Source organism: Micromonospora sp. NPDC047793, assembly GCF_040642635.1.
Classification (GTDB): domain Bacteria; phylum Actinomycetota; class Actinomycetes; order Mycobacteriales; family Micromonosporaceae; genus Micromonospora.
Window position 1 is genome coordinate 299670 of sequence record NZ_JBEYSG010000006.1, and the last position, 25094, is coordinate 324763.

Genomic DNA, 25094 nt, shown 5'->3' on the forward strand with positions numbered 1-25094 from the left:
TCCTTCTGCGTCAGAACCCGAGGTAGGCGTGGCGCAGGTCGGTGTCGGCGCGGAGCCGGTCCGCCGGGGCGGTGAGCACCACCCGGCCGAGCGCCATCACGATGCCCTGGTCGGCGACGGCGAGCGCGCTGCGGACGTTCTGCTCGACCAGCAGCACGGTCAGCCCGGTGTCGTCGCGGAGCCGCCGCAGCAGCGCCATGGTCTGCGCCACGACCCGGGGTGCCAGGCCGAGCGACGGTTCGTCGAGCAGCAGGAGCCGGGGTCGGGCCACCAGGGCCCGTCCGAGCGCCAGCATCTGCCGTTCACCGCCGGAGAGCTGGTGGCCGAGGTGGCGTCGCCGCCGGGCCAGCGGCGCGAAGAGGTGGTAGACCTCGTCGAGGGCGCGGGCGGCGTCCGCCCGGTCCGCCCGCCACAGCGCGCCCAGCCGCAGGTTCTCCTCCACCGTCAACTCGCCGATCACGCCACGCCCCTCCGGCACGTGCGCCACGCCGCGCCGGACCAGGTGCTCGACCCGGGTGCCGCGCAGGTCCTCACCGGCGAAGCGGACCGTGCCGGCGGTGGGACGCAGCACGCCGGACAGGGCCCGCAGCAGAGTGGTCTTGCCGGCGCCGTTGGCGCCGAGCACGGCGGCGATGGTGCCGGCGGCGACCCGCAGGTCCACATCGTGCAGCACCGGCACCGGGCCGTACCCGACGGCCAGCGCCTCGACGCTCAGCAGGGCCGCCGGCCCGCTCACGACTCGGCCCCACCGGGGCGCGCCGCGTCCTGCGGCACCGTCGCCGCGTTCTGGGGCACGGCCGCGCCGAGGTAGGCGTCCAGCACGGCCGGGTCCTCGCGGACCTGCTCCGGCGTTCCGGTCGCGACGACCCGGCCGAAGTCGAGCACCACGATCCGGTCGCAGACCGCCATCACCAGGTCCATGTGGTGTTCCACCAGCAGGACGGCACAGGGGTCGGTGGCCCGGTGCGGGAGCGCGCGAACCAGGTCCGCCAGGGCGTCCACGTCCTCGCCGCCGAGCCCTCCGGCGGGCTCGTCGAGCAGCAGCAGCCGGGGGCGGGCGGCGAGTGCCCGGGCCAGGCCGACGCGTTGGCGGATGGCGAGGGGCAGGGTGTCGGGTGCCGCCGGGGCGTACCCCGCGACACCCAGTTCGTCCAGGACGGTCATCGCGTGCCGACGCAGCCGGCGCTCGTCGCGGTCGCTGCGGGGCAACCCGAGCAACGCCGGTAGCAGGCCGGTCCGGCTGGTGTGCGTGGCACCGGCCATCACGTTCTCCAGCACGCTGAGGCCGGTGAACAGGCCGGTCCCCTGGAGCGTCCGGGCGATGCCCAGCCGGGTGAGTCGGTGCGGTGCGGGCCGGAGCGGTCGACCGTCCAGGGTGAGCGTGCCCCGGTGCGGGGCGACGAAGCCGCAGACCACGTTGAACAGCGTGGTCTTGCCGGCGCCGTTGGGACCGATCACGCCCACCACCTCGCCCGGGGAGACCCGCAGCGAGACGTCGTCGAGCGCCGTGAGGCCGCCGAACCGCACGCCGATGCCGTGCATCGCGAGGCCGTCGGTCATCGACCCACCTCCTCGCGTCGGCGCCAAACTAATTACACTCGGAGTGTACGTTTCACAAAGTTGACGTCAAGCCCTCGCCGTCCGTGACATCCGCGCAGGCAAGGCCGCCGCCCGATGCGACGGGACGTGCCATCAGTCGGCCTTTGTGCACTGTCCATGCACAGCGAAGCCGCCGATCGGCGGACCGGCGGCGCCCGTCCGGGGCGGCCGGCGACGGCCGCCCCGGCGTCGGTGTCAGTGCGGGCAGGTGCTGCGGTACTCCTCGACGGCCAGGCCGCTCGGTCCCGGGCAGAGGAACTGCTCGTACCGGGTGTCGTCGTCTACGAACCGCTTGAGCCAGGACACCGCCTGCTTCGCGGTCGGCGTGTTCACCGTGTTCGGGAAGAAGTGCCCGGCGTTGTTGAGCTCCAGGTACGCCTTCTCCGCCGAGGCCGGGATGCTGGTGTAGAAGGGCTCGGAGTGCGAGGCGACCGGGGCGACGCCGTCGCTCTCCGCGCCGATGATCAGCGTCGGCACCCGCAGGTTCGACCAGTTCTTGCTCAGGTTCCAGGGTGCCAGCGGCACGGCGGCCTGCAACGACGGTCGGCTCGCGGCGGCCTCCAGACTGCCACCGCCGCCCATCGAGTGACCGGCCACCGCCAGCCGACTGGCGTCGGCCCGGCCGCGTACCGAACTGCGCTGGGTCAGGTAGTCCAGCGCGGCCAGGAGTTGGCGCCCCCGGCTGGCCGGCTGGTCGAGACGGGTGATGGTGTCGATGCCGATCACCACGAACCCGTGCGAGGCGATCCGGGGGCCGAGCCAGTCCAGGCTCGACCAGGAGGCGGTGTAGCCGGGCGAGATGGCGACCGCACCGAAGGTGCCCTCGCTGGTGCTGGTCGGATAGTAGATCACGCCGCCACCGAAGCCGCTGACGCTCAACGAGGAGACGCTCGTCGAGGAGGTGGCGAACGGGCCTCGGCTCGCCTCCAGGATCGCGTCGGTCGGTGCCGGCCCGCGCTCGTACGGGCTGGCGGCGTGGGCGGGCGCGCCGGTGGCGACGAGGCCGCCGGTGGCGGCCAGCACGGCGGCCGTCGCCAGCCGGGCCACCAGGGGACGGAAACGGGAACGGGTGGTGGTGGAGGATCGCACGTCGGGCACTCCCTCGGTCCGGGCGGTATCGACTGCGATCAGTGTTCGAGATGTCCGACCAGCACCGCATCGGCAAAATCGCCAGTCATCGGGGTCGCCGGTGGACGCTGCCCACCGGCGACCCCGGCCCGGTTCACCGCACCGAGCAGAGCGTGCCGTTGAGCCGGAAGGCGGTCGGCGTCACGTTCGGGCCGCTGTACGCCCCGACGAACCCGGTGCCGACCGTCCCCCCGGCGGGGATCCGGCGGTTGTCGTCGGTGGCGGTCACCCGCACGGCGGTGCCGACCTGTTCCCAGTTCGCGTTCCAGCCGCTGCTGACCTGCTGCCAACTCGTCGGCCAGGTCCAGGTCAGCGTCCAGCCGTCGACCGCACTCGTCCCGGTGTTCGCCACCTCGACGTCGGCCACGTAACCGTTGCCCCAGTCCGTGGTGCTGGCGAAGCGGACGGCGCAGGTGCTGCTCGCCGGGCTGCCGGTGGTGAAGGTGAGCGGCGGGGACGACCAGGAGACCCGACCCGTGGTGTCACGGGTCAACACGTTGACCGTGTACCGGGCGCCGGGGGCGAGGTTGTCCACGGTGAGACTGGTGCCCGAGGTCTCCCCGAGCTGTTCGCTGACCGCGCCGTACTGCCGGTACACCTCGTACTTGGCGATCGGGGCGGCGCCCCGGGTGGCCGCCGGCCAGGAGATGGTCGCGCTGCGGTGGGTGACGTCGTCGACCGTGGGTCGGCCGGGTGCGCCCGGCTGACCGCCCGGCGCGGCGGCCGGACGCACCACGAGCGTGGTCAGCGAGTACGGCGGCAGGGTCCGGCTGGTCGCGCTGCCGGACTGCGCGGTGGTGACGGCGGTGGCGCCGTTGGTGTGGGTGTGCACGGTCGGCGCGGCGGCCGACGGGGCGAACCCGGCGTAGTCGACGCTGACCTCCCGCGCGTTCTCCGGGTCCTTGTTGATCAGCAGCACCGCGACCTCCCCGTTGGCGCGGCGCACCGCGTGCGCGGCGACCAGCGGGTCACTGGTGCCGGCCCGGATGAACTGGTCGCCGGTCCGCGCGAACCGGCTCATCATGGTCAGCCCGTGGTACGACGCGAACGGCGTGTTCAGCGGCGGCTCGCAGACCGACCCGTCCGAGGTGCAGGTGCCGCTGGAGAGCATCCCGAAGTCGCCGTAGTCGGTCTGCCCGGCCACGGTCGTCACCTTGCCGATGCCGTTGCGCACGTTCCACCACTGCACGGTGAAGACCCCGTTGGCGAGCAGCGCGCTGTAGGCGTCGGCCAGGAACAACGCGGCCGGTTGGCTGGTCATCCCCTCGGCGGTCACGTTCACCTCGGTGAGGCTGATGCCGATGCGGTCCGCGTCCGGTCCGGCGTACCGGCTGATCTGCTGCCGGAGCAGGTGCACCGCGTCGGTGATGTGGCTGGTCCGGGGCAGCGACTCGGCCGGGCTGCCACCCGGGTACCAGTGCACGTCGACGAAATCGATCTTCGGTCCGGCGATCGACAGGACGGTCTGGTTCCAGGGTCCCGGGTCGGCACCGGCGGTCAGCCCGTCCGGCCAGTTCGCCGGCATGGTCAGCACCGCGCCGACCTTGATGTCCGGATCGACGGCCTTCATCGCGTCGGCGTACTCGACCACCAGGTTCGCGTAGTACGTGGCGCTCTTGTCCGGGTGCTCGTCGGCCTCCCAGGCCGATCCGTAGTGGCCGTTGCCGTAGTTCTCGTTGCCGACGGCCCAGTAGCGGGCGCCGTATCCCTTGGTCACGTTGGCGTACCGCACCCACTCGGCCGCCTCCTGCGGCGTGCCGGTGCCGTAGTTCGCGATGATCATCGGCTGGGCGCCGGCCCGGCGTACCCCGGCCATGAAGGTGTCGAAGTCGGTGTTCGGCGCGACGTACCCACCCGGTGCGGTGTGGTCACGCCAGTGGTAGATGTCGGCGTACGAACCGCCGGGGTACCGCATCATCTGCACGCCGGCCGCGCGCAGCAGGTCCGACGTCTCCGTGGTGCCCAACTGCGAGTCCCAGATGGCGTGGTTCACGCCGAGGGCGGTGTCCGGCACGGCGGCCAGCCCGGCCCGCGCGTTCACCGTCACCGCCACCGGTGCCGTCGCCGCGCCGACGCTGGGCGGCGCGACACCGAGCAGCGCGCCGGTGGCGAGCAGCAGGCTCGCCGCCAGGGCCGCTCGGCCGCGCCGGGAGAGTCGCAACGGCGGGTTCAGGGGTCGAACACCGTGCCTGTTCGAGATGGTCATGGTCGTCCTTCGTGTGTTCACGGCGGCGACCCGCCCGGCCCGGCGTCCGAGGCAGGCAGCTCCGGACGCGGGCGGACGCCACGACAACAGCTCGTCCGCCGCCTCCCGGGAGGCCGTGGCGGCTCCGGGTGCCCCTGAGGCGACGGTCAGCGCGCTCACGCGACCGGCATCGACGCATCAGAATCCCACACGCTCCGACGTGGACTCAACGACGCGCCGGACCGATTCGGTGGCGACGTCGGCGGTCAGGCCACCTTGGGGGTGGCCCGGTCGATGATCGCGGCGAAGTCGACGCCGGCCGGCAAAGTGCCGTACGCGTGCCCCCGGTCGACGCCGAGGCGGGAGGCGCAGAAGGCGTCGGCGACGGCCGGATGACCGTGGCGCACCAGCAGCGCGCCCTGCACCACCAGGGCCAACTGCTCGACCACCCGACGGGCCCGCACCTCCAGGTCCACCGGGTCGTCCAGGGCGACCTGGAGCTGGTGCACCGCCGCGTCGAGCCGGGAGTCCGCCCCGGCCGCCATGCCCACCTCGGCCTCGAACGCGGCCCGTACCTCGGGTTGCCCGGTCAACGCCCGCAGCACGTCCAGCGCGGCGACGTTGCCGGAGCCCTCCCAGATCGAGTTGAGCGGCGACTCGCGGAACAGTCGGGGCATCCCGGACTCCTCGACGTAACCGTTGCCGCCCAGGCACTCCAGGGCCTCGGCGGCGTGCCCCGGCCACCGCTTGCAGACCCAGTACTTGCCGACGGCCAGGGCGATCCGCTTGAACGCCGTCTCCACCGCGTCACCTCGCACGGAGCGGTCCGTCGCCCCGGCGAGGCGCATCATCAGCACGGTCGCCGCCTCGGACTCGACCGCCAGGTCGGCCAGGACGTTGCGCATCAGCGGCTGGTCGGCGAGATAGCGGCCGAAGGCCCGCCGGTGCGCCGCGTGGTGCGCCGCGGTGATCACGCCCTGCCGCATCCCGGCCGCCGCGCCGATCACGCAGTCCAGCCGGGTCAGGTTGACCATGTCGATGATGGTGCGGACACCCCGCCCCTCGTCACCGACCCGCCAGGCGACCGCGTCGTCGTACTCGACCTCGGCGGAGGCGTTGGACCGGTTACCCAGCTTGTCCTTCAGGCGCATCAGCCGCATCGGGTTGCGGCTGCCGTCGGGCAGCACCCGGGGCAGCAGGAAGCAGGTCGGTCCCTCCGGGGTCTGGGCCAGCGTCAGGAACAGGTCGCTCATCGGTGCCGAGGTGAACCACTTGTGCCCGACCAGTCGGTAGCTGCCGTCGGCCTGGGGGCGCGCGGTGGTGGTGTTCGCGCGGACGTCGGAGCCGCCCTGCTTCTCCGTCATCGACATGCCCGCCAGCAGTCCCCGCTTGCCCAGTGGCTCACGCAGCCCGAAGTCGTACACCCGGGCGGTGATCAGCGGCTCGTAGCGGTCGGCCAGCTCCGGTGCGTGCCGCAGCGCCGGCACCGCGGCATAGGTCATCGAGATCGGGCACCCGTGACCGGCGTCCGGCCGCCACGTGTAGAACCCCGCCGCGCGGGCGACGTGTGCGCCGGCGCGCGGGTCGGCCCAGGGCGCGGCGTGCAGCCCGTGGCCGACGGCGGTCCGCATCAGTTCGTGCCAGGACGGGTGGAACTCCACCTCGTCGACCCGGCGGCCGTAGCGGTCGTGGGTGCGCAGCGTCGGCGGGTGTTCGTTGGCCAGCCGACCGTGCTCGGCGGCGGCCTCGCCGCCCGCCAGTCGGCCGAGTTCATGCAGGTCTGCCGTTGCCCAGTCGGCGCCCTCGCGGGCCAGTCCGGCCAGCAGCGCCGGGTCGTCGGCGACGTCGTGACCGACCAACGGCGGAACCTGGTTGAACACCTCGTGCGTGGCCACGTGCGGGACTCCCCTCGGCGGTGCGGGCGCGAACCATCATCCAGTTTCCCGAGGCGGAGCCGTCAACCCTGGCCCGTGGCCGTCAGGGACTTGGCGAACCAGTGGTGCGCGTACGGGTTGGCGTTGTAGCGCGGGATCTCGTGGTAGCCCGCGCTGCGGTAGAGCCGGATCGCCTCGGTGAGAGCGCCGTTCGTGTCGAGGCGTACGGCGTCCGCCCCGCCCGCCACGGCGTGCCGCTCCAACTCGGTGAGCAACCTCCGGCCGACCCCGAGTCCGCGTACCGACCCGGACACCCACAGGCGTTTGATCTCGGCGGGCGCGCCGGGGTCGAAACGCAGTCCGCCGCAGCCCACCGGTTCGGTGGCGAGCGTTGCGACCAGGAACAATCCGTCCGGCTCGACGAGGTCGGGCTCGTCGTCGCCGCCCGGGTCGAAACCCGCCTCGAAGCGCTCGTCCAGCTCCCGCACGTACGCCCGCAGGCAGGCCCGCGCCCGGGGGTCGCGGGGATGACAGGGTGCGATGTCGACCAGTGACGCCATCAGCAGCCGCTCGACCTCGGCCATGGCGGCGGTGAGCCGGCCGCGCTGCCCGTCGGTCAGCGGCGCGAGCATCGACCAGGCCAACTCGTCGGACCTGCGGTCGAGCAGGTTCCACTCGGCGTGCCCGTCCTCGGTGAGGCGAGCGGCACGGACGCGCCGGTCGCCGTCGCCGGGACCGACCACGACGAGCCCGGCCGCTTCCAGGGTGCGGAGCAGCCGGCTCAGGTGACCGGCGTCGAGATCCAGCCGGGTACGCAGCGCGGCCACCTCGGCTCCGGCCGGACCGATCTCCCAGAGCAGCCGCGCCTGCCCCAGGGGCCGGTGGCGGGCGAGGTAGTCGTCGTCGAGTGCGCCGACCCGTTGGGTGACGGTGCGGTTGAAGCGCCGCACCACGTCGACCAGTCCACGATCCACGATTGCTGACTTTAGTCAGGTGATCTGGACCGCACCAGGACCGGCCCCGTCATCCGCGCAGCACCGGTGAGGCCAACGCGGTCAGGGCGGACACCGTGAGCGCTCCGGCGCAGCCGTGGAGCACCAGCGAGGCGTCCGCGATCTCGGCGACGGTGCCGAGCAGCGCCGTGGTCAGCAGCAGCGGCAGGCTCTGCACTAGTACCAGCACGGACTGCACCCGGGCCAGGTGTGTCGCCGGGGCGGCGGCCAGGATCAGCGGGCCGACGTGGGTGGCGAACAGGCCCGACCCGACGCCGACGGTGGCCGCGGCGGCGACCGACCATCCCGGCGCGCCGCCCACCGCCAGGGCGACCATCCCGACGGCGGCCGTCAGCAGTCCGGCGACCGCCGTCGCGCCCGGCCGGGATGCCGCGCCCCGCACCAGCACCGTCACTGCGACGACGGCGGTACCCGCAGCGAGGCCGGCGACGACCGTGCCGGTGGCCGACGGTGACCACGCGCGCTCGCGGGCCAGCAACGGCAGCACCAGGGACGAGACCGGCAGCAGGAACCCTGCGGCGGCTCCGGTGAGCAGCAACGTGGGGCGCAGGGCGGGGTGGGTGGCGGAGACGCGAAGCCCGTCCAGGGCGGCCCGCCACACCGGTGCCGCCTCCGGACCGGACGCGGATGCGTCGTCGGTCGACCGGTACCGGCGGTGGAGGGCGACCAGGATCGACAGCATCACCGCGAAGGTCGCGGCGTTGACCAGCGCCGCACCGGCCAGGCCGACCGACGCGAGGAGCAGACCGCCGAGGGCCGGGCCGGCGAACAGGGCCAGTTGACCGGCGAGCTGGCGTGCCGACATCGCGGGCGCCAGGACGGCCGGCGGCACCAGGCGACGCGGCATCGACCCGCTGCTGGGCAGGTGGAAGGCGTCCACCACGCCGGTGGCCAGGGCGGCGATCAGCAGCGGCGGGCGCGGGTCGGTCGACGACCAGGCGGCGAGGGCCAGCGACAGGGTCACCACCACCATCGCCGCGTCGGAGACGATCATGACGCGCCAGGGTCCGACCCGGTCCGCCACCGCACCACCGGCCATCAGCAGCAGCGCCCGGGGCAGGTTGATCGCGGTCAGCACCAGGGCGGCGAAGCGACCGCCGTACCCGGCCGCCACGAAGGCCATCGCGAACGCCAGGGCCTGTACGCCGACCAGGCTCACCGCGGTCCCGCCGAGCCAGGCCCAGTACGTGCCGGGCACCGTCGCCCGACCACCCGCCACTTTCACGTTCCCCCCCCGTCGACGGGACCGGCGGCGCCACCGGGTGCGGCGCCGGCCCGGCTTCCCGGCACGGAGAGTGCGGCCTCGACCGGGTCGAGGGTCAAACGGCTCCGCGGCTTCGCAGGCACCCGGCCGCAGGCGCGTTGCCGACCGGTTTCCGGTGCCATCTCCCGGAAATCGGAGGCTTGCGCACGTGTTAACAGACCGCTACGTTAGCGCTAACATCGAACTAGGTGCATAGGTTGTCGGGCCTCGGCGGCAAGACGTCCGAGGCACCCACGTCGTCACGGACCGCACACGACGCCGCCCCCGTGACGGGTCCGCCCGTGGCCCGCCGCCGGGGGTTCGACACCGGCACCCCCCGCCCGGACATGGCCTCCCGTACGGCTCGACCGGCCGCCACCCCGCCCCCGGACGAGCCCGACCGACGCCCGTCCCGACTCCGGAGGTCCTGATGCCCCACCCGTCCCTGAACCGTCGTCACCTGCTCCAGGCCGCCGGCGTGGCGGCCGTCGCCGGCACCGTCGGCCCCGTGCTGGGCGGCCAGGCCGCAGGTGCGGCGATCCCTCCGGCCCGGCCCGACATCGGCGTCTCCGCGTACGCCTTCGACCCGGGTCAGGTCCGGCTGACCGCGAGCCGGTGGCTGGACAACCAGAACCGGACGCTGACCTACCTGCGTTTCGTCGACGTCAACCGGCTGCTCTACAACTTCCGCGCCAACCACCGCCTCTCCACCGGCGGCGCTGCGGCGCTCGGCGGGTGGGAGGCGCCGTCCTTCCCCTTCCGGACCCACTCCCAGGGGCACTTCCTGACCGCCTGGGCACAGATGTGGGCCGTGCTGGGCGACACGACGTGCCGCGACAAGGCCAACCTGATGGTGGCCGAGCTGGCCAAGTGCCAGGCCAACAACGCGGCGGCCGGGTTCAACACCGGATACCTCTGCGGCTATCCCGAGTCCGACTTCACCGCCGTGGAGAACCGCACGCTCAGCAACGGCAACGTGCCGTACTACACGATCCACAAGACCATGGCCGGGCTGCTCGACGTGTGGCGGCACATCGGCAACACCCAGGCCCGCGACGTGCTGCTGGCGCTCGCCGGCTGGGTGGACTGGCGTACCGGGCGGCTCAGCTCCGCGCAGATGCAGGCCATGCTGGGCACCGAGTTCGGTGGCATGAACGCGGTGCTGACCGACCTGTACCAGCAGACCGGCGACGCGCGCTGGCTGGCCGCTGCCCAGCGCTTCGACCACGCCGCCGTGTTCAACCCGCTCGCCGCCAACTCCGACCAGCTCAACGGGTTGCACGCCAACACCCAGATCCCGAAGTGGATCGGTGCGGCCCGGGAGTTCAAGGCGACCGGCACCACCCGGTACCGCGACATCGCCGGCAACGCCTGGAACCTCACCGTCAACACCCGCACCTACGCGATCGGCGGCAACAGCCAGGCCGAACACTTCCGGGCACCGAACGCCATCGCCGGGTACCTGCGCAACGACACCTGCGAGCACTGCAACACGTACAACATGCTCAAGCTGACCCGGGAGCTGTGGCTGCTCGACCCGAACCGGGTCGCGTACTTCGACTTCTACGAGCGGGCGCTGCTCAACCACCTGATCGGGGCGCAGAACCCGGCCGACGCCCACGGCCACGTCACCTACTTCACGCCGCTGCAACCGGGTGGCCGTCGCGGCGTGGGTCCGGCCTGGGGCGGCGGCACCTGGAGCACCGACTACAACTCCTTCTGGTGCTGCCAGGGCACCGGCCTGGAGAGCAACACCACGCTGATGGACGCGATCTACTTCCACAACGGCAGCACGCTGACGGTGAACCTGTTCATGCCGTCGGTGCTGACCTGGTCGCAGCGCGGCATCACGGTCACCCAGTCCACCAGCTTCCCGGCCGGCGACACCACCACGCTGACCGTCACCGGCAGCGTCGGCGGATCGTGGACGATGCGGATCCGCATCCCGGCCTGGACGCAGGGCGCGACGGTCAGCGTCAACGGCACGGCGCAGAACATCGCCACCGCACCGGGCACGTACGCCGCGCTGACCCGCAACTGGTCCTCGGGCGACACGGTGACCGTCCGCCTGCCGATGCGGGTTGTCGCGGAGCCGACCAACGACAACTCGACCGTGGTGGCGCTGCGGTACGGCCCGACGGTGCTCTCCGGCAACTACGGCAACACCGCGCTGTCGGCGCTGCCCGCCCTGGTGACCGCCTCGGTGACCCGCACCAGCAGCACGGCGCTCACCTTCACCGCGACCGCGAACGGCGCCACCGTCAACCTGATCCCGTTCTATGACGCGCACGGCCACAACTACACCGTCTACTGGAGCGCCGGCGGCCAGGGCGGCACCGGTAGTGCGACGTTCCGGCTGGTCAACGTCGCCAGCGGACTGGTCCTCGGGGTCGAGAACATGTCCACCGCCGACGGCGCCCCCGCGCTGCAGTGGGGCGACACCGGCACCGCCGACCACGACTGGCAGCTCGTGGTCGACGGCGCGGCGGTGCGGTTCCGCAACGCCCACAGCGGCAAGGTCCTCGGCGTGCAGGACATGTCCACCGCCGACAACGCCCAGGTCCTGCAGTGGGGCGACACCGGCACCGCCGACCACCGGTGGACGGTGGTGGACGTGGGCGACGGCTCCCACAAGATCCGCAACGGGCACACCGGCAAGCTGCTCGCCGTCCTCAACGGCTCGACGGCCCAGGGCGCCCGGGTGGTGCAGGACCCGGACAACGGCACGCCGGACAACCAGTGGCGGTTCCTCCCCAACGGTGCGCGACGGATCCAGAACGTGGGCAGCGGCCAGGTGTTGGGCGTGCAGAACATGTCCACGGCCGACGGTGGTCTGGTGATCCAGTGGGGCGACACCGGCACCGCCGACCACCTCTGGACCGCGCTCGTGGACAGCAACGGCTACCTGCGGTTCCGCAACTCGCACAGCGGCAAGGTGCTGGGGCTGGAGAACAGCGGCACCGGGGCCGGCACGCGGGTGGTGCAGTGGGCCGACAACGGCGCGGGAGCCAACCGATGGCGGCTGCGGTACGGCTCCGCCGGCGCCTTCCGGATCCAGTCCGGCACCGGCGGACGCGTTCTCGGCGTCAGCGGTTCCTCGTCCGCCCAGGGGGCCCAGATCGTGCTCGCCGACGACACCGGCGGCAACGCCAACCTCTGGCGGTTCGTCTAGCCAGGACGGTGCGGGTGTCGAGGCGCGTCAGAGCCACCCTCGACACCCGCACCGGACGGCCCGGCCCATGGGAGCGCGCCCAGTACGCATCGACGACGGTGTTACGCGGACATTTCAGACGAGTATCGCGGAAACTCTTGACGATCCATGTTAGCGCTAACAAGCTAGGGGCCCGTCACCTCGCCTCTGGAGCTCGTATGCAGGTGTTCGTCGGCTCTCGCACGCCCCGCCTCCGGCCCCTCCTCAGACGGATGCTCACCGTCGGCCGTCGCGCCCCGGCCCAGCGGTCCCGCGCCGCGATCCGGCGTCGGCGGGCCACCGCCCTCACCGCGACCGCCGCGCTGCTCGGCGCCGGACTGGTCACCACCGGCGGCACCGCGCAGGCCGCCGAGCCCTGGTCGCCCCGATCGTCGTACACCTCGACCGACCGGGGTGACGGCACCTACACCGTGCCACTGCTCCGGGCAGACGTGCCGGACATCGGCGTCGAACGGGTGCCGGCCGCGGAGAACGCCGAGGGCCGGGACATCTACTACATGATCAGCACCACCATGCACCTGAGCCCGGGTGCGCCGATCATGAAGTCGTACGACCTGGTGAACTGGGAGATCGTCAACTACGTCTTCGACCGGGCGAGCATCGGCGACTCGTTCTCGCTGCGCAACGGCCAGAACTCGTACGGCCAGGGCCAGTGGGCGTCGTCTCTGCGCTACCACGACGGCATGTTCTACGTCGCCTTCAACACCAACAACCTCGGCGGCGCCTACATCTATCGCACCGACGACATCGAGAACGGCGCGTGGCAGCGCACGGCCCTCGGTCGCGGCCTGCACGACCCGTCCCTCTTCTTCGACCACGACGGTACGGCGTACATCTTCTACGGCAACGGAAACATCAGCGCGGTGCGGCTCAACTCCGCACTGACCGCCGTCGTGCAGGACTACCCGAACGTCTTCACCGCCAACGACTACGCCGGCCGGCCCTTCATCGGCGGACTCTTCGAGGGCGCCCAGTTCCACCACATCAACGGCTACTACTACGCCGTCATCATCACCTGGCCCTCCGGCCAGGGACGTCAGGTCGTCATGCTCCGTTCGCCGGAGCTGCTCGGGCGCCACACCTCCGAGGGCGGGGTCAACACCTACGAGGCGCGCGGCGTGCTCAACTCCAACGGCTTCGCGCAGGGCAGCCTCGTGCCGATCGCCCGAGAGGGTGGTCAGACCGACTGGCACGGCATGTTCTTCCGGGACACCTTCCCGATCGGCCGCATCCCGGCGCTCATCCCCGCGACCTGGTCCGAGGACGGCTGGCCGACCTTCGGCACCAACGGTGTGGTGCCGGTGGAGGGCGCGTTCGCCAAGCCGATCGCGCTCAGCCCGGAGCAGGAGCGGTTCGAGCGGCAGAAGTCCATCGTGGTCTCGGACGACTTCGCCAACGACGCACCGCACAGGGCGTACATGGACGAGGAGTGGACCGCCCCGACGCCGGAGATCGAGGAGGAGATCAGGCCCAACGGATCGCGGCTGGACATGGCCTGGGAGTGGAACCACGCGCCGGACAACCGCCACTGGTCGCTGACCGACCGGGCGGGCTGGCTGCGGCTGACCACCGGCAAGGTGGTCACCGGCGGCTACGTCTACACCAAGCTCTCCAACCGCGCCGAGCTGGCCTGGTTCGAGGAGGCCCGCAACACGCTGTCGCAGCGGACCTTCGGGCCCCGACAGTCCGTCGAGACCAGGATGGACATCTCCCGGATGACCGACGGCGACGTCGCGGGTCTGGCCGCCTACAACCGGGGCTTCTCGTACGTGGCGGTCAAGCGTGCCGGTGGGGTGAACACGCTCGGCGTGGTCAACCGGGGGCAGCCCTTCGCCGTCGACCTCGACCAGGCGACGCTGGAGAACTTCCTGCCCGGCACGACGGTGCCGCTCGGCGACGCGACCGAGGTGCACGTGAAGGCGGACCTCGACTTCGCCTCGCCCACCGGGCAGCTCTGGACCACGTTCCACTACAGCCTGGACGGGGTGACCTGGACGCAGATGGGCAACCGGGTGGGTCCGCAGACGCTGGACGGCAGTCTGGCCCACTTCATGGGGCACCGGGTCGGCCTGTTCAACTACGCCACCCAGCAGACCGGTGGTCAGGTCGACTTCGACCACTACCTGCTCAGCGACACGCTCACCGCGCAGAACCGGCCGTTGGACACCGGCGCGCTGGACGCGGCCATCGCGTACGCGGCCACGCTCGACGAGTCGGCGTACCCGGCCGACGCCTGGGCCGCCATGCGTGCCACGCTCGCCGCCGCCACGACGGCCCGGGCCGGCACGTTCGGCACCCAGAACCAGATCGACGCGCCGGAACGGGCGCTGAGCTACCAGTTGGCCCGGCTCGGGGTGCTGCGCAGTGCCACACTCCCGGTCACGGTGACCGCCCAGACGCGGTGCGTCGGCGGTAAGGCGTACGTGGCGGTGCAGGCCCGCAACGACCACGACGCTCCGGTGGACGTGGTGCTGGAGAGCGCGTACGGCCGGCGATCGGTTCCGGACGTGGCACCGGGTGCCCATGCGTTCCAGCAGTTCGCCGCCCGCGGCGCCGCCGCCCCGGCGGGTACGGCGACCGTCCGGGTGACCGGGACGGTCGACGGCAGGGACGTGACCACCGTCCGCACCGCGGCGTACCCGGCCACCACCTGCGGCGGCTGATCCCCACCCATCCGATCTGCCCCGGAGCCGGTTCCACGCCGGTTCCGGGGTGCCGATGAACTCCCCTGCCCGTTCCACTTCAAGGAGGACATCTCGTGACACCGCGTCCACGAACGGGGGCCCGCCGACGGGTCGCCGCCATCGCGACGGCCGGCGTGATGCTCGCCGGATTCGTCGCGGCGGCACCGGTCCAGGCCGCCGACACGAATCTCGTCGTCAACGGCGGGTTCGAGAACGGCCTGGCGAACTGGTTCGTCAACAACGGCAACGCCACCGACAGCGCGACCCTCTCCCTCACCACCGACGCCTACTCCGGGTCGAGCGCGGTGCGGGTCACCAACCGGACGACCACCGGGTCCGGTCCGATGCAGGACCTCTCCGGCAAGGTCCAGGCCGGGCAGACGTACACGTTGAGCGCCCGACTCAAGTACGAGAACGCGGCCTCGCCCGCGACGAAGCAGTTCTTCGCCACCATGCACTACGGCGGCTCCACCTACACCAACCTGGTGAGCGTGACGGCGACCCGGGGACAGTGGGCGCACGTCAACGGGCAGTTCACCATCCCGGCGAGCCAGGGCGTCGGCACCGCGCGCCTGTTCTTCGAGACCCCGTGGACGAGTGACCCGGGCGCCGATGCGAACCTGCACCTCATGGACTTCACGCTCGACGACGTATCGGTGGTCGGCGCCGCGCCGCCGCCGCCCGCGTCCAAGACCATCGAGGTGGTCGGCAAGCTGCCCGGTGAGCACAACCCGTTGATCGGCCACAAGTTCGGCGCCGACGGGTACGGCTTCGTCCACGACGGCCGGGTCTACATGTACATGACCAACGACACCCAGGGGTACGCCCCGAACCCGACCACCGGTGTCTCGCCGGGCATCAACTACGGCGACATCAACCAGATCACGGTGATCTCCACGACCGACATGGTCAACTGGACGGACCACGGTGAGATCCAGGTCGCCGGGCCGAACGGCGTGGCACCGTTCACGAACAACTCGTGGGCGCCGGGCATGGCTAAGAAGATCGTCGACGGGCAGGAGAAGTTCTTCCTGTACTACGCCAACGGCGGCGGCTCCAGCAACGTGATCACCGGTGCGTCGCCGGTGGGCCCGTGGACCAGCGAGCGCACCAGCACGCTGATCGACGGCCGCACCCCGGGTGCCGAGGCGGTCGCCTGGAAGTTCGACCCGGCGCCGTTCGTGGACGACGACGGCGAGGCGTACCTCTACTTCGGCGGCGGTCCGGCGGCGACCAGCATGCCGGCGGCCGAGCGGTTCAACAACCCGAAGAACCTGCGGTCGATCAAGCTCGGTGACGACATGGTGTCGACCGAGGGCACGGCGGCGGTCGTGGACGCCCCGGTGGCCTTCGAGGCGGCCCAGGTGTTCAAGCGCGACGGCAAGTACTACCTGTCGTACTCGTCGCACTTCGGCGGCAACGACTTCGGTGGCAACCAGACGCCGCTGCCCGGGTACCCCGGCGGCGGTCAGATCGGCTACATGATCTCCGACGACCCGATGGTCTGGCCGAAGGAGACCTACGCGGGCGTGCTGTTCCCGAACCAGTCGCAGTTCTTCGGCACCGGCACCGGCGGCAACAACCACCAGTCCGCCTTCGAGTACGAGGGCAAGTACTACTTCACGTACCACGGCCCGACGCTGAACAAGCGCATCAACGGCAACACCACCCAGGGCTACCGCAGCCCGCACATCCAGGAACTCAGCTTCAACGAGGACGGCACCATCCGGCAGGTGGTGGGCGACTACGCCGGTGTCGACCAGGTCCGGAACTTCGACCCGTACCGGGTGTTCGAGGCGGAGACCTTCGGCTGGAGCAAGGGCATCGCGACCGTGAAGATCGACGGCGGGTCCGCCCAGTTCGGCGACGAGGCACCCAACCTGGTCGTCCGTGACATCGACAACGGCGACTGGACCGCGCTCTCCTCGGTCGACTTCGGGGCCGGGGCCAGGAGCCTGACCGCCAAGGTCCGGCCGCTGGTGGCCGGCGGATCGATCCAACTGCGGCTCGGTGACGTGACCGCCCCGGTGGTGGCGACCATCCCGGTCGACGGGCCGATCGGCGAGTGGACGGAGCTCAGCACCGAGCTCGACGGCGTGGCCGGCGTGCACGACGTGTACTTCACCTACGCCGGACCGGCGGGTGGCGACCTGTTCGAGATCGACACCTGGGCGTTCGAGGCGGCCACCGCCGACCTGCCGGTGACGGTCAGCGCGCAGACGCGGTGTGTCGGCGGTAAGGCGTACGTGGCGGTGCAGGCGCGCAACGACCACGACGCTGCGGTGGACGTGGTGCTGGAGAGCGCGTACGGGCAGCGGTCGGTGTCGGCCGTGGCGCCGGGCGCGAGCGCGTTCCAGCAGTTCAACAGCCGGACGGCGGCGACGCAGGCAGGCACGGCGACCGTCCGGGTGACCGGGTCGATCGACGGCAGGGACGTGACGACGGTACGCACCGTCGAGCACCCCGCTGCCACCTGCTGATCATCCCTACCCACTGTCGATCACGAGTGACGCGGAGATGCAGATGAGAACGGACAATCGCAGGCGGCTGTTGGCGGCGGGTGCCGCCGGGGCCCTGCTGGTCGGGTCGGTGATGGCGGCTGCGCCCGCCTCGGCCGATCCGGCTGACACCGGTGACGTGACGGTCACGGTGGAGATCGAGGAGTTGGTGGAGCCGGGCGTGCTGGCGATGTCGATCGCGGGTGACTCGGTGGCGTTGACCGAGGACGGGTCGACGTTGCTGGTGCGGCAGTTCGTCGGTGGTCTGCCGACGGTGACGGTGACCGACACCCGGACCGCCGACGAGGTGCCCTCGGGTGCGGCGTGGGCGGTGCTCGGTAGTGCCACCGACTTCACCGGGGCCGACGGTCAGGAGCCGATCGGTGCCGGGCACCTGGGCTGGAAACCTCGGTTAATCGACGGTGGGGACACCGGTCTGGTCAGTGAGGGTGAAGAGGTCGTCACCGTGTTGGACGAGCCGACGCAGCCGGGCAACAACGTGGGTCTGGTCGACCAGGAGTTGCTGGTCTCCACGTTCGACTCGGGTGCGGTCGCCGGTGGGGCATACTCGGTCGACGCCGACCTGTTCCTGCGCACCCCGGCCGACGTGGCCGCCGGCGCGTACACCTCGACACTGACCCTGTCCCTCTTCGAGTGATCCGCTGAGGGCGGGGCCGCCGGTCCACGGCGACCCCGCCCTCGTTTCCCGTCGCGCCGCCCCGGACCGGCGCGTCAGGCCGCGATGGCGATCGCGAAGATGTGCATGGTCGGCACGTTGGCCGCCGGGCGGGCACTGATGTTGGGCAGCTCGACCCGGACGACCGCCTTGTTCTGCACCGTCACGCCCACGAAGTAGACGCAGGCCGCCGTGTTCTGCCGCTGGTTGCCGGGCCGGTTCTGGTAGGCGCTGACCACGGCCGCGGTGGCCCCGCTGTGCGGCCCGCCGTACCAGTCCGGGGTGCTCAGCGTGAAGGTCTGACGGGTGCCGTCGGCGTACACCACCGTGCCGGTGCCGGACACCGCGCCGTACGTGCCGGTGGCGAGGAAGCCGAGCGTACGACCGGTGCCGGTGACGCTGATCGACTGCCCGGAGGCGATGGCGTTGTCCGCTCCGCCCGCCGCGACGCTGGGCCAGCGGAAGGTCACCCCGTTGCGGCTCAGGGTGGCGCCGGGGGTGACGCCCGCAGCGGCCAGGGCCTGCGCGGAGAGCGAGGCACCGTTGCCGTCGAAGTTGCCGACGCCGGTGTTGGTGTCGTTGGTGGTGCTGACGTTGGTGAAGCTCTGTTCCAGCGTCGGGAGGGCGACGCCCTGCCCGGTGGCCCGGTAGGTGCGACCTGCCTGGACGGTCACCTCGACCAGGTCCGACTCGATCCGCGTGGTCCGCGCGGGCGTGCCGTCGGCGACGTCGACCACCGTGTACGTGGTGGCGAAGAGCCGTCCGCGCAGGCGTACCGTGCCGGCCCGGTCCGGCCGGACGAGGACCTCGCTGGCCTGGCCGTTGGTCCACGCGATGCCGACGGTGTGTCCGCCCCGGCCACGCAGGCCGGATACCCGCCCGTTCGGCCACGCGGTCGGCAGGGCCGGCAGGACGTGCAGTTCACCGGCATGGCTCTGGAGCAGCATCTCGGCGACCCCGGCGGTGGCGCCGAAGTTGCCGTCGATCTGGAACGGCGGGTGCAGGTCGAACATGTTCGGCGCGAGCCGGGCCGGGGTGGCGAGGAAGCGGATCAGGTCGTGGGCGCGGTTGCCCTCCTCCATCCGGGCCCAGAAGTTGATCTTCCAGGCGAGTGACCAGCCGGTGCCGTCGTCACCCCGGATCTCCAGGGTGCGCCGGGCCGCCTCGAACAGCTGCGGGGTGCCGCGCCGGGTGATCTGGTTGCTCGGCGCGAGCCCGTACAGGTGCGAGATGTGCCGGTGGTTCCGCTCGGTCTCCACCCAGTCGTAGAGCCACTCCATGATGTTGCCCCGGGAACCGACCCGCGTCGGTGCCAACCGGTCCCGGGTCGCGCGGACCTGGGCCCGGAACGTGGCGTCCACCCCGAGGATCTCGCTGGCCCGGGCGCAGCCGTCGAAGAGGTCCCGCAGGATCTGGTTGTCCATGGTCGGGCCGGCGCACACGCTGGCGTCCGTGTGGTGGCCGATCTCCGGCGAGTTCGACGGGTTGGTGACCAGGTAGCCGAGGGACGGCTCGGTCACCAACGTGTCGAGGAAGAACTGCGCGGCACCCTTCATCGCCGGGTAGTTCGCGCGCAGGAACTCGACGTCGCCGTTGAACAGGTAGTGGTCCCAGATCAGGGTGGCCAGCCACGCACCGCCGGTCTGCCACATGCCCCAGAACGCGCCGTCCACCACCGAGGTGGCCCGCCAGGCGTCGGTGTTGTGGTGGGTGACCCAACCGCCCGCGCCGTACTGCACCTGCGCGGTGCGGGCACCGCTGACCGCCAGGTCGCGGACCATGTCGAAGACCGGTGCGTGGCACTCCGCCAGGTTCGTGGTGTTGGCCGGCCAGTAGTTCATCGGCAGGTTGGCGTTGATCGTGTACTTCGAGTCCCACGCCGGGGTCAGCGAGTCGTTCCAGATGCCCTGGAGGTTGGCCGGCTGGGTGCCCGGCCGGGAGGACGAGATCAGCAGGTACCGGCCGAACTGGAACAGCAGCGCGGAGAACTGCGGGTCGTTGACGCTGTTGTGCTGCGCGATCCGCACGTCGGTCGGCTGGTCGGCGGCGGCGGTCCGGCCGAGGTCGAGACTGACCCGGCCGAACAGCGCCTGGTAGTCGGCCACGTGCCGGCTGCGGAGTTGGTCGTAACTGCTGGCCCGGGCGGCGGTCAGGTGGCGCCGCGCGATGCCCTGGTAGTCCCCGCCGACGTTGCGGTAGGTGACGTAGCTGGATCCGATCGAGATCAACAGGGTCACGCTGGTGGCGTTGGTGACCCGCAGCGTGCCGCCGGAACTCGTCACCGTGCCGCCGCTGACGGTCGCGTTCGCCAGGGCGTGGAACCGCACCGCGCCGGTGACGCCCTCCTGGTTGCCGGAGACCCCGTCGAGGGCGATCGTGGTGCCGTCAGGGCTGGACAGCGTGGTCCGCTGCGGGCTGTCGAAGGTGGCGGTGAAGGAGATCGACCCGCTCCGGTCGGCGGTCAGGCGCATCGCGATGACCTGGTCCGGCGCGCTGGCGAACACCTCGCGCTGGTAGCGGACGCCGTTCATCAGGTAGCTGACCGAGCTGGTCGCGGTGGTCAGGTCGAGCTGCCGCTCGTACTGCGACGCCCCGCCCGAGGTGGGGAACGTCAGCCGCAGGTTGCCGACGAGCTGGTACGCCAACTGCCCGACCGGGTTGCCGAGCATGTTCTGGTTGATCAGGTTCTGCGCCTGCGTCCACTGGTTGGCGAAGACCAACCGCCGGATCTCCGCCAGCGCCCCCGACCCCCGGGTGTTGCTCGGGTCGTGGGGGCCGCCGGCCCAGACGGTGTCCTCGTTGAGTTGCAGCCGTTCGGCGTCGACGTTGCCGAACACCATGGCACCGAGCCGACCGTTGCCGATCGGGAGCGCGCGCAGCCAGTCGGTCCCGGCGGACTCGTCGTACCACAGTGCCAGGTCACCGGCGGCGAGCACCTGGGCTGGTGGGGCGGAGTCCGCGCGGGCCAGGGCGGTCCACGGCAGCGGCAGCAGGGCGCCGCTCGCGCCGGCCGCGCCCATCTTGAGAGCCTGCCGTCGGGTCAGGTCTGACATCGATCCTCCAACCGGTGGCCCGAGGAGCCACGCCGGTGCGCGGGAACAGGGTGGAAAGCCGACATGCCGGAGCTGTTCGGTGACGTCGGGCGGGACGTGTCGGGCGAGACCCGAGCGCCACGGAGACAGCCAGACATCTGATGTGTTTCGCGAAGGTTACTCCGGGACGACAAAATAGGCAATGGTCGATGATGATGCCTGACGCCCACGGGCAATTCACTACCGATCACACCGATGTGCAGGCACAACGGAGTGGCCCGCGCCCGTCGCCAGACTTTCTCGCGTGGCCGGGCCGATCAGCGACGACACGGAGGGGCGCCCCGACGAGGGGCTGAATACATCACATGTATCGCCCCGGGGCGGGGTCGGCGGAGTGCGGAGCCCGCCGCGATCAGCGCCGGGCGGCCGTACCACCTCGGGCGGTCGTGCCCGGTCGGGCGTCACCGAGCCGCGCCAGGGCCGCGTCACGGTCCACGGCGGATTCGGTGAGGGCGAGCCGCCGCACGTGGTCGACGACCCGGTCGGGGAACCGGTAGCGGCTGCCGCACCGGACGAGCAGGCGGCGCTCGCGCAACTCCCCCAGACCCCGTCGGACCTGCACGAGGGTCAGGTTGCACAGCGCCGCCGCCGCGTCGGCGTCGAAGTCCGGGCCGGGATGCAGGCCGAGGTAGCGGACCAACCGCTGCCCACGAGCGGGCAGATCGCGGTAGGCCAGGTCGAAGGCGGCGAGCAGGGCTGCCGCCGGGTCGACGCCGACCGACTCGTTTGCCAGGTCGAAGGGAGAGGTGGCGGCCTCTCCGGTCCGCTGGTCGACGACCGGCTCCGCGCCGCCGACCTCGTCGATCATGGTGCTCAACAGACGTTCCATCCGGTCGGCGCGGTCCACCACCACGGCGGTGTCGGACGGTCGGACCGGGCTTGCCGACGGGCGCCGGTCGGTGCGGACGCCCATGGACGCGGCGGTGGCAGGTACGCGCATGACAGCCCCCCTTCCTCGTCAGACATCAGGTGGCGTGGCGGCGGACGTCCGTCCCGCACGCGAACCTGGCCCGCCGGGGCGTCGCGGTGACCGGCTCGGCCGGCCGGGACGGTGGACGCCGAGCACCCGGGTGAGCACGTCGCGAGTGAGGGGAAGTCTGCACTCTTGCTGACGAAAAGTAGTCTGTGAGCGATAACATAGCAAGGAGTAGATGTTCTTGCGATGAGGTGGACGCACCTCATCGGGCCAGCCAACCTCCGTCGACCGGGATGACGGCGCCGTGCACGTAGGCGGCCGCGTCGGAGGCGAGGAAGACGGTGACTCCGGCGAGGTCGTCGGGGCGCCCCCACCGCCCGGCCGGGATCCGTTCCAGGATCGCCCGGTTGCGCTCCGGCTGGTCCCGCAGTGCCCGGGTGTTGTCCGTGCCGATGTAACCCGGCGCGATCGCGTTGACGTTGACCCCGTGCGGCGCCCACTCGTTGGCCAACGCGCGGGTCAGACCGGCGATCCCCGACTTCGCGGCGGCGTATCCGGGCACCGTCACGCCGCCCTGGAAGCTCAGCATCGACGCGGTGAAGATGATCTTCCCGCTGCCCCGCCGGACCATCTCCCGGCCCAGCTCCCGGGCGAGGACGAACGGCGCGGACAGGTCGACTTCGAGCACGTGGTCCCAGTCGGCGTCGGAGTGCTCTGCGGCGGGCGCGCGACGGATCGTGCCGGCGTTGTTGACCAGGATGTCGACGGGCCGGTCGGCCCCGACGAGCCAGTCGCCGAGCGCGCGGACGGCGGCGCGGTCGGACAGGTCCGCCCGGTACGGCACGAACCCGCGCCCGTGCGCCGCCACCCGGTCGGCCACCTCGCTACCGGTCTCCTCCAGCGCCGCGCTCACCCCGATCACGTCGGCTCCGGCAGCCGCCAGGGCCTCCGCCATCGCCAGTCCGATGCCGCGTCGGCACCCGGTCACCACGGCCAACCGGCCGCTCAGGTCGAACAGGTTCACGTGTCTCCTCCACAGTCGACGAGCACCTTCACGTCACCACCGGCGGCGAGCGCCTCGAAGGCCCGCGACACGTCGGCCAACGGCACGATCCGGGAGACGAGCCGGTCGGCGGGCACCTGACCGGTGTGCACCAGGCGGACCGCCTCGGCGTAGTCCCCGCGTTCGTAGACCCGTACCCCGATCACCTCCAGCTCGCGCCAGAAGATCCGGTGCAGGTCCACCTCGCGGGGGGTGGGGTGGATGGCGACGACGACGAGCCGTCCCCGGACCGCGAGCAGGTCGGTCGCGGTCCGGACACCGGCCGCCGAGCCGGAGACCTCGAACACCACGTCCGCGCCGGCCTCGGCGGTCGCCTCCCGGACGTACCGCGCGACGTCGACCGTCGCCGGGTCGACGGCGGTGAGACCGAGGTCGGTGGCGAGTTCCCGGCGGCGCGGGTCGAGTTCGAGCACGGTCACCTCGGCACCGGTGGCCCGGGCGACCGTGCCGATGAGCAGACCCACCGGCCCGGCGCCGATGACGACCGCGTGTTCGCCGGCGACGAGCCGGGAGCGGCGCACGTCGTGCACCGCCACCGCGGTCGGCTCGACGAGCGCGGCGTGGACCAGCGACAGGTCCGCTGGCAGCGGCACCAGGAGCCGCGCGGATACGGTCCACGACCGTTGCATCGCGCCGGGCGAGTCGATGCCGACGAAGTCGAGCCGGTGGCAGATGTGCGTGTGTCCGGCACGGCAGGCGGGACACTCACCGCACCAGTCCAGCGGCATCACGGTGACCGGGTCCCCCACCCGGAATCCCTCGACGCCCGCGCCGACCTCGGCCACCCGGCCCGACATCTCGTGCCCGATCACCGCCGGTACGCTCACCCGCTGGTCCATCGCCCCGTGCGCGATGTGCAGGTCCGTGCCACAGATCCCGGTGTACGCGACGTCGAGGCGCACCTGGCCGGGACCGGGCGGCACGACGGGGGTCTCCTCGACGACGAAGGTCTGCTCGCCGACGTACTGTGCGCTGCGGTTCACGCCGCCTCCTCGGGTCTCTCCGGTGGGCTGTTCTTCTCCCGCGAGCCGCTCGGCCGGGCCCGACCGAGTGCACCTGCCAGCGGTGGATCGCTGGGACGCCGAGGGTGCCGTGAGGGCACCAAACGTCCGACGTCTCTATAGTGGTGAGGGCTGCCGGTGTCTGCCACAGGCGGTGGCGGACCCATGTCGACGCCCCAGCGCGGGCCGGTCCGAAGGGGGCGTGGATGGCACTCACCGACGACGCGATCGCCAGGATCCGCAGCATGATCCAGAGCGGGGAGCTGCCGCCGGGCGCACGGCTGCCACCGGAGCCGCAACTGGCCGCGCAGATGGGGCTGTCCCGCAGCGGGGTCCGGGAGGCGGTGAAGGTGCTCGAATCGGCGCGGGTGCTCGACGTGCGTCGCGGCGACGGCACGTACGTCACCAGCCTCGCCCCGCGCCTGCTGCTGGAGGGCCTCGGCGTCGCGGTGGAACTGCTGCGCGACGACACGCTGCTGGAGGTGATGGAGGTCCGCCGGATGCTGGAGCCGGTGGCGACCGGCCTGGCGGCGCTGCGGATGACCGACACCGACCTCGACGAGCTCGCCCGGATCCTGGAGGACATGCGGGCCGCCGCCGACGACGCCGAGAAGCTGATCCAGTTCGACACCGCCTTCCACCACACGGTCATCGCGACGACCGGGAACGAGACCCTCACGTCGCTGCTGGCCGGGCTCTCCAGCCGGACGCTGCGGGCGCGGGTGTGGCGCGGGCTGATCGAGGGCAACGCGGCACACAAGACGATCGACGAGCACCACGCGATCTATCTCGCGCTGCGGTCGCGTGATCAACTGCTCGCCCAGGCCAGCGCCCTGATGCACGTCAACACCTCGGAGGCGTGGCTGCGTACGGTGCTCGCCGCCAAGGCGGCGGACGCGTGATGCCCGCAC

Annotated in this window: 16 protein-coding genes; 5 read left to right on the forward strand and 11 right to left on the reverse strand. The window is 71.7% G+C overall.

The window, feature by feature from the left end:
- Positions 1 to 10 precede the first annotated feature (10 nt).
- The 7 genes from ABZ738_RS15875 to ABZ738_RS15905 form a co-directional block, all read right to left on the reverse strand.
- Positions 11 to 736, reverse strand: coding sequence for an ABC transporter ATP-binding protein (locus tag ABZ738_RS15875; protein WP_176094023.1), 726 nt, complete (start codon positions 734 to 736; stop codon positions 11 to 13).
- Complete coding sequence (locus ABZ738_RS15880) at positions 733 to 1560, reverse strand: ATP-binding cassette domain-containing protein (protein WP_131052921.1); 828 nt, start codon at positions 1558 to 1560, stop codon at positions 733 to 735. The genes ABZ738_RS15875 and ABZ738_RS15880 overlap by 4 nt, the downstream gene beginning before the upstream one ends.
- Positions 1561 to 1794: 234 nt before the next feature.
- The gene (locus ABZ738_RS15885; protein WP_131052922.1) at positions 1795 to 2688 is read right to left on the reverse strand and encodes a dienelactone hydrolase family protein; all 894 of its coding nucleotides are present in this window, start codon (positions 2686 to 2688) and stop codon (positions 1795 to 1797) included.
- 133 nt (positions 2689 to 2821) lie between these two features.
- Positions 2822 to 4933, reverse strand: a complete 2112-nt coding sequence (locus ABZ738_RS15890; protein ID WP_131052923.1) for a cellulose binding domain-containing protein — start codon at positions 4931 to 4933, stop codon at positions 2822 to 2824.
- Between the two features lie 245 nt (positions 4934 to 5178).
- Positions 5179 to 6807: an acyl-CoA dehydrogenase family protein gene (locus tag ABZ738_RS15895; protein ID WP_131052924.1), complete on the reverse strand. Its 1629-nt coding sequence runs from the start codon at positions 6805 to 6807 to the stop codon at positions 5179 to 5181.
- Between the two features lie 62 nt (positions 6808 to 6869).
- Positions 6870 to 7760 (reverse strand): bifunctional helix-turn-helix transcriptional regulator/GNAT family N-acetyltransferase, encoded by an 891-nt coding sequence (locus ABZ738_RS15900; protein WP_176094020.1) that lies wholly within the window; start codon positions 7758 to 7760, stop codon positions 6870 to 6872.
- 49 nt (positions 7761 to 7809) lie between these two features.
- Positions 7810 to 9018: an MFS transporter gene (locus tag ABZ738_RS15905; RefSeq protein WP_254876858.1), complete on the reverse strand. Its 1209-nt coding sequence runs from the start codon at positions 9016 to 9018 to the stop codon at positions 7810 to 7812.
- A gap of 454 nt (positions 9019 to 9472) precedes the next feature.
- Here ABZ738_RS15905 and ABZ738_RS15910 point away from each other — a divergent pair, with 454 nt between their 5' ends.
- The 4 genes from ABZ738_RS15910 to ABZ738_RS15925 all read left to right on the forward strand — a co-directional run bounded on the left by ABZ738_RS15910 (position 9473) and on the right by ABZ738_RS15925 (position 18093).
- Positions 9473 to 12214 carry a beta-L-arabinofuranosidase domain-containing protein gene (locus ABZ738_RS15910; protein WP_131052926.1) on the forward strand — a complete coding sequence of 914 codons (2742 nt, stop codon included), beginning with the start codon at positions 9473 to 9475 and terminating at the stop codon, positions 12212 to 12214.
- A 251-nt stretch (positions 12215 to 12465) separates the two neighbouring features.
- Complete coding sequence (locus ABZ738_RS15915; RefSeq protein ID WP_357213807.1) at positions 12466 to 14916, forward strand: family 43 glycosylhydrolase; 2451 nt, start codon at positions 12466 to 12468, stop codon at positions 14914 to 14916.
- A 95-nt stretch (positions 14917 to 15011) separates the two neighbouring features.
- A complete protein-coding gene (locus ABZ738_RS15920) occupies positions 15012 to 17417 on the forward strand; it encodes a family 43 glycosylhydrolase (protein ID WP_236145670.1) in 2406 nt (801 codons plus the stop codon).
- A 43-nt stretch (positions 17418 to 17460) separates the two neighbouring features.
- Positions 17461 to 18093, forward strand: a complete 633-nt coding sequence (locus ABZ738_RS15925; RefSeq protein ID WP_357213811.1) for a hypothetical protein — start codon at positions 17461 to 17463, stop codon at positions 18091 to 18093.
- A 74-nt stretch (positions 18094 to 18167) separates the two neighbouring features.
- Here the strand turns inward: ABZ738_RS15925 and ABZ738_RS15930 are convergent, their stop codons facing one another.
- The 4 genes from ABZ738_RS15930 to ABZ738_RS15945 form a co-directional block, all read right to left on the reverse strand.
- Positions 18168 to 21164, reverse strand: coding sequence for a glycoside hydrolase family 95 protein (locus ABZ738_RS15930; protein WP_176093838.1), 2997 nt, complete (start codon positions 21162 to 21164; stop codon positions 18168 to 18170).
- Positions 21165 to 21555: 391 nt separating this feature from the next.
- On the reverse strand, positions 21556 to 22143 hold the full coding sequence (locus tag ABZ738_RS15935; protein ID WP_357213814.1) for a hypothetical protein: 588 nt from the start codon (positions 22141 to 22143) through the stop codon (positions 21556 to 21558).
- Between the two features lie 238 nt (positions 22144 to 22381).
- A complete protein-coding gene (locus tag ABZ738_RS15940; protein WP_131052576.1) occupies positions 22382 to 23143 on the reverse strand; it encodes an SDR family oxidoreductase in 762 nt (253 codons plus the stop codon).
- Complete coding sequence (locus ABZ738_RS15945) at positions 23140 to 24165, reverse strand: alcohol dehydrogenase catalytic domain-containing protein (protein ID WP_131052577.1); 1026 nt, start codon at positions 24163 to 24165, stop codon at positions 23140 to 23142. The genes ABZ738_RS15940 and ABZ738_RS15945 overlap by 4 nt, the downstream gene beginning before the upstream one ends.
- Before the next feature lie 224 nt (positions 24166 to 24389).
- Here ABZ738_RS15945 and ABZ738_RS15950 point away from each other — a divergent pair, with 224 nt between their 5' ends.
- The gene (locus ABZ738_RS15950) at positions 24390 to 25085 is read left to right on the forward strand and encodes a FadR/GntR family transcriptional regulator (RefSeq protein ID WP_131052578.1); all 696 of its coding nucleotides are present in this window, start codon (positions 24390 to 24392) and stop codon (positions 25083 to 25085) included.
- The last annotated feature ends 9 nt before the right edge of the window (positions 25086 to 25094 follow it).